This is a genomic window from Sphingomonas bacterium (assembly GCF_903643065.1).
Classification (GTDB): domain Bacteria; phylum Pseudomonadota; class Alphaproteobacteria; order Sphingomonadales; family Sphingomonadaceae; genus Sphingomonas.
Map to the genome: position 1 here is coordinate 1 of NZ_CAHJWX010000156.1, position 5,749 is coordinate 5,749.

The following is a 5,749-nucleotide window of genomic DNA, read 5'->3' on the forward strand; positions in this document are numbered from 1 at the left end:
CGCGACGAACTGTGACGGCGGTTTAGCCCAGCGAGCCTTGAGCAAGGCAAGTGGTCGGTCGGGCGTCCACGCAAGCGTCAAGGCCGCCAGTACGAGCAGCATCAGCACGAGCAAAACGCCTCCCGCGATCTTCAGGGTCATGGCCATGATCTTCTTCGCCTCCGACTTATCTTTATGAGCGCTATTAAAAAGGAGTCCGTGCGTCAATGGAGGTCGGGCGATCAATCGGGCATATTGCTAAACTGATTGACTGATCTGTAGGAGGTGATAACTGCGAGGATGAACACGTCGCCAAGGAGGGCCAACATGAGCCGGCCGGTTGGGATCCACCACATCGCGCTGTCCACCACGAACATGAAGGAGCAGCTCACCTTCTTCACGCAAGTGCTCGGACTGGAGCTTAAGGCGCTTTTCTGGATGCACGGGGTCAAGGGTGCGTGGCACAGCTTCCTCAAGCTGAACGATAGGAGTTTCCTGTCTTTCGTCCACCTCCCCGCGATGACCGAGGTTCAGAGCGCAATCGGCGTTACGCACGCCGGGAATGCTGGGGGCGTCACCGCGGCTGGCGCGATGCAGCATCTGTCGCTGCGGGTCGACAGTCCTGACGATGTGCTGGCGATGCGCGATCGCATTCGCTCACACGGCATCGCGGTGCTGGGTGACCTGGATCACGGGATGTGCCGCTCGATTTATTTTGCCGGGCCGGAGAATCTAGTATTGGAAATCGCCTGCGCGGGTGATCTTGGCGTCGAACCCAAATCCTGGATCGACCCGGAAGTCGTGGCGGAGGCCGGGATTTCGTCGGATGAGTTGGCGGTAATGCTATCGCCACCACCGTTCCTCCGGCCGCAAACGCCGGTGCCGCAGCCAGAGCACGATCCGGCCAAGCCGTTCCTGCACTATCCGGGCGGTGCCTACGCGCGTCTGCTGGCGATGCCGGACGAGGAGTTCACGCGAAGCTGGAGCGTTCCGCAGCCGCCAGTCAGCGAAGCGGCCTGACATACCCAACTACGGCAGGACACTGCGGATGAACATAGATCTTGGTGGCCGCGTGGCGGTCGTCACGGGTGCTGGCGGCGGGCTGGGGCGCTCGCACGCGCTGGCGCTCGCGCGACACGGCGCTTATGTCGTTGTCAACGATGCCGGCGGCACGCGGGACGGCCGCGACGTGTTGAGCCGTCCGGCCGAAGCAGTCGCGGCCGAGATTCGCGCAGCGGGCGGCGTGGCGCTGGCGAACGATGCAGACGTGACCGACGCCGGCCAGATGGCCGCGATGGTCGCCTTGGCCGAGGCCGAATGGGGCCGTGTCGATATTCTCGTAAACAACGCCGGCATTCTGCGCGACCGGACCTTCGCCAAGATGGATCTCGCCGACTTCCGTGCGGTCGTCGAAGTGCATCTCATGGGCACGGTCAATGCGACCAAGGCGGTTTGGGCGGGCATGTGCGCACGCGGGCATGGCCGTGTGGTCATAACCACGTCGTCCTCCGGGCTGTACGGCAATTTTGGTCAGTCGAGCTACGGCGCGGCCAAGATGGCGCTGGTCGGCCTGATGCGCACGCTTAGTCTGGAAGGTCAGCGTTATGATGTGCGCGTTAACTGCCTTGCGCCATCCGCCGCGACGCGGATGACTGCCGACATCATGACGCCCGACACTCTGGAGCGGCTGTCACCCGACGCGGTATCGCCGACCGTCGTGGCGCTCGCGGCCGACGATGCGCCGAGCGGTGCCATTCTGTGCTCGGGCGCCGGCAGTGTCGAGCGCGCGTTCGTCACGTTGACCAAGGGCATGCGCGTGGTGCCGGGCCCCGATGCGGCCGGGCAGATCCTGGCAGGCCTCGAGTTGTTGTCCGATCGCGCCGGCGAGATGGTCCCGGCCAGCGGCCCCGAGCAGGCGCAGTGGGAGCTGGCTGGTGGGCAGCAAATCAACGAGCAGGCGGCATGACCGGGCCGCAGGCATGAACGCGCCGTCTCCGCAGTCGATCACGGGCGATCATGACGCGTCCGACCAGACGCTCGAGCTGTTCCGAGACGCCGTCTCGCGTTTCCTCGATCGTCACGCGACCGAGCAGGATCTGGAGCGCTGGCGCGAGGCCGGAATGGTCGATCGTGGCTTCTGGCGACTGGCGGGCGAGGCCGGGCTGCTCGCTCCTTCGACACCCGAGGAATGTGGCGGCGCGGGCGTTGACTTCCGTTTCGAGCTGGTAGTGATCGAAGAGCTTGGGCTTCGCGGGCTTGAGGGTTTTGGAGCGGCGGTCCACAGCGGGATCGTCGCGCCCTACCTCATCCACTTCGCGACCGCGGCGCAGCGCCAGAATTGGCTGCCCAAGGTCGTGTCAGGCGATTTGGTGCTGGCGGTCGCGATGACCGAGCCGGGGGCGGGGTCCGATCTCAAGGGCATTCGCACACGCGCGCGCCGAGACGGCGACGACTACCTGCTGAGCGGGCAAAAGACCTTTATCTCGAACGGTCAGACAGCGGACCTGATCGTCGTGGCCTGCAAGACCGAAAGCGACGCGATCTCGCTGCTTGCGGTCGAGACTGTCGATGCGCCCGGCTTCACCCGCGGCCGTAATCTCACGAAGATCGGCCGTGAGGCGCAGGACACGTCGGAGCTGTTCTTCGAGGATGTTCGCGTTCCCGCCGCCAACCTGCTTGGCGGAGAGGAGGGGCAGGGGTTTGCGCAAATGGTCGCGATGCTGCCGCAGGAGCGGCTGGTAATCGCCGCGATGGCACAAGCGATGATGGAGCGCGCGCTGAAATTGACGGTTGATTATACCAAGGAGCGGCGCGCGTTCAGCCAACCTCTGTTTGCGTTCCAGAACACGAAATTTAAGCTGGCCGAGGCGCGGACACAGATCGCCGCCGGGCGCGCCTTTCTCGATAGCTGCGTTGCGCTGCATCTTGCCGGCAAGCTCGACGGGACGATGGCGGCCATGGTGAAACTGTGGATCACGGAGACGCAGTGGAAGGTGATCGACGACTGCCTCCAGTTGTTCGGCGGCTATGGCTATATGGATGAATATCCGATCTCGCGGCTGTTCCGCGACGCGCGGATCGACCGTATTCATGGCGGCGCCTCCGAGATCATGAAGACGATCATCGCCCGATCGCTCTGATCCGCCAGTCGCCGCAAGCAGGAGTTCCTATGCCCGACTTCACCATGACGGTCGATGCCGAGTTCGTCGCTATCATACGGTTCGATGCGATCGGCCGGACGATGAACACCTTGACGGCGGCGGGATGGGACGAGCTGGCGACACTTGTCGCGCGGATCGCGGCCGAACCAGCGATCCGAGGCGCGGCCATCGTCTCCGGCAAGACCAATGGCTTCTGCGCCGGAGCCGATCTTGACGAGATGATAGAATATGCCGGCGTCGCTTCGGCCAGCCCGGCGGCGCGGCAGGCGGCGTATGACGGACTGTTCCGCGCCAACCGGGTTGCGCGCGCGATCGAGACCTGCGGAAAGCCGTTCGCGGCGGTGATCGACGGGTTGGCGCTCGGTGGCGGTTTCGAGCTCGCGTTGGCGTGCCATCATCGCGTGGCCACGGACGATCCGTCGCTGCGGCTCGGGTTGCCGGAGGCGACGATTGGTCTCCTGCCCGGCGGCGGCGGCACGCAGCGCGTCGCGCGGCTGCTCGGCGTCGCCCGCGCGCTGCCGTTGCTCACAGGAGGCAAGCCGGTTGCACCTCGCGACGCGCTCGCGCTCGGGCTTGTCGACGCGCTGACACCGACTGGTGGTGAACTGGCGGCCGCGCGGCGGTGGATCCTGGCGCAGGGCGATCCGGTCGCGCCGTGGGACCGGCCCGGCTTCGTCCTCCCGGGCGGCGTGGACGGTATCGAGATCGTCGATGCGGTGGCGAAAGTGGCGGCGACATGGGGTAGCCACTACACCGCGCAAACCAACATCGTCCGTGCGGTCCGAGAAGGCGTGCGAGTGCCGATGGACGCCGCGATAGAGCTCGAGACCCACTACTTCGTTGACACGCTACAGACTCCCCAGGCGAAGGCGATGATCCGCACGTTGTTCGGCTCGCACCCGGCGTTGCGCAAGGGTGCGGCACGCCCGGCGAGCGGCGAGCGGCGAGCGGTACGGCGGGTTGGTGTGCTCGGCGCGGGTATGATGGGGGCCGGGATCGGCTACGCCCTCGCCAGCGCCGGCATCGACTCGGTGCTCGTCGACGTGAGTCTCGCCGTAGCCGAGAAAGGAAAGGATTATGCGCGGGGCGCAGTCGATCGGCAGGTGGCGAGGGGTTTGATCGCGCGAGGAACCGCCGAAGCGATCCTGGCGCGCATCACGCCGACCTCGGACTATGCGGCAGTCTCGTCCGTCGAGGTGCTGATCGAGACGGTCTTCGAGGATGTCGCGGTCAAAGCTGAAGCGACTGGCAAGGCTCTGGCGCACGCTGGCGCCGACATCCTGTTCGCGTCCAATACCTCGACGTTGCCGATCGGCCGGCTGGCGCAGGCGCATCCGCGGCCGGAGAATTTCCTCGGTATGCACTTCCACTCGCCGGTCGACCGGATGGAGCTAGTGGAGGTGGTGCGTGGCGCAGCGACAGGGGAGGGTGCGCTGGCGCGAGCTGTCGAGCTGGTGCGGCAGATGGGCAAAACCGCTATCATCGCGAACGACTCGCCATTCTTCTACACCTCGCGCGTGTTCGACACCTACATCCGCGAGGGCATGGAAATGCTGGTCGACGGCTTCGCGCCCGATACGATCGATCGTATCGGGCGGCTGACCGGCATGCCGCGTGGACCACTGGAGCTGACCGATGATGTTGCGATCGACTTGGTCGACCGCATCGCCGGCCAACGGCGGCTGCTTCTCGGCGCGGAGGCAGAGCGGCGGAGGTCGGATGACGTCGTCGATATGCTCGTCGCGGCGGGGCGGTTCGGGCGCAAGAACGGCAAGGGTTTCTATGATTATACCGACGGCACGAAGCGTGTGTGGGACGGGCTTGCCGCAACCTGGCCAGTGAGGACGCCGGAGGTGACGTCCGAACTGAGCGACGAATTGCAGCGGCGCTTCCTGCATCGCCAAGCGGTAGAGGCGGCCCGCTGCCTGGCGGAAGGCGTGCTTAAAGATCCGCGCCATGCGGATGTCGGTGCGATCCTCGGCTGGAACTTCCCGCGCTGGACCGGTGGCCCGGTCTCTTACATCGAACAAGTAGGCGTGGCGCGTTTCGTCACGGAATGTGATGCGCTCTCCTTGCGCTGGGGCGATCGTTTCCTGCCGCCGGAGGCGCTGCGCCGCATGGCCGCGTCGGGCAATATCTTCTACCCAGCGCTGTCGTTGCGGCGCGCCGCCGCCTGACGGCGTCGGCATGGGGCGGGGCCGCGCGCCGGCGCTAGACTAGGATGGTGGAATTAGCGGCACCAGCATCGTGCACCGCGACGCTGCTCGCGGAGATGGGCTGGACGCTCCGACGAACCAAGCGGCCGGGGGAGACCGCCGCGTCAGAGCTCATCTCGCTCGGCAAGACGAGCGTTGCCGGACCTCAGATGACGCGGACGGGTGAGCAGATCGCCTCCCTGCGGCTGGGTATGCGACGTTCCTGCCGTTGCATTACGTGCCCGGCCAACCGCATCTAGTGGCTGAAGACGCTTTTTGAAACGACGGGATCGCCAGCTGCGCCCGCACCGCGATCTGGCACGCCACCGTCGCTCTTACCCGCGCTGTTGAGGCAGCGATATCCTCGCGCTTTCGCAGGATGCTGCCCGAAGCGGGCTTAGCAGCCGGTGCCGG

Annotated in this window: 4 protein-coding genes; all 4 read left to right on the top strand. The window is 65.6% G+C overall.

Translation table 11 applies throughout. The features are described 5' to 3' along the window. Positions 1-306: 306 nt before the first annotated feature. Genes HUU95_RS06935 through HUU95_RS06950 form a run of 4 tightly spaced genes read left to right on the top strand, consistent with a single transcriptional unit; the run spans position 307 to position 5,317 of the window. Positions 307-999, top strand: a complete 693-nt coding sequence (locus tag HUU95_RS06935; RefSeq protein ID WP_174279448.1) for a VOC family protein — start codon at positions 307-309, stop codon at positions 997-999. Positions 1,000-1,027: 28 nt separating this feature from the next. Then, a complete protein-coding gene (locus HUU95_RS06940) occupies positions 1,028-1,945 on the top strand; it encodes an SDR family NAD(P)-dependent oxidoreductase (protein WP_174279449.1) in 918 nt (305 codons plus the stop codon). Between the two features lie 13 nt (positions 1,946-1,958). Beyond that, positions 1,959-3,119 (top strand): acyl-CoA dehydrogenase family protein, encoded by a 1,161-nt coding sequence (locus HUU95_RS06945; protein WP_174279451.1) that lies wholly within the window; start codon positions 1,959-1,961, stop codon positions 3,117-3,119. A gap of 29 nt (positions 3,120-3,148) precedes the next feature. Continuing rightward, the gene (locus HUU95_RS06950) at positions 3,149-5,317 is read left to right on the top strand and encodes a 3-hydroxyacyl-CoA dehydrogenase NAD-binding domain-containing protein (protein WP_174279450.1); all 2,169 of its coding nucleotides are present in this window, start codon (positions 3,149-3,151) and stop codon (positions 5,315-5,317) included. Positions 5,318-5,749: the final 432 nt, after the last annotated feature.

What these genes read in the sequence shown, in the direction of transcription:
- HUU95_RS06950 (WP_174279450.1), top strand. Translation starts at nt 3,149, where the DNA reads ATGCCCGACTTCACCATGACGGTCGATGCCGAGTTCGTCGCTATCATA.
- HUU95_RS06945 (WP_174279451.1), top strand. Translation starts at nt 1,959, where the DNA reads ATGAACGCGCCGTCTCCGCAGTCGATCACGGGCGATCATGACGCGTCC.
- HUU95_RS06940 (WP_174279449.1), top strand. Translation starts at nt 1,028, where the DNA reads ATGAACATAGATCTTGGTGGCCGCGTGGCGGTCGTCACGGGTGCTGGC.
- HUU95_RS06935 (WP_174279448.1), top strand. Translation starts at nt 307, where the DNA reads ATGAGCCGGCCGGTTGGGATCCACCACATCGCGCTGTCCACCACGAAC.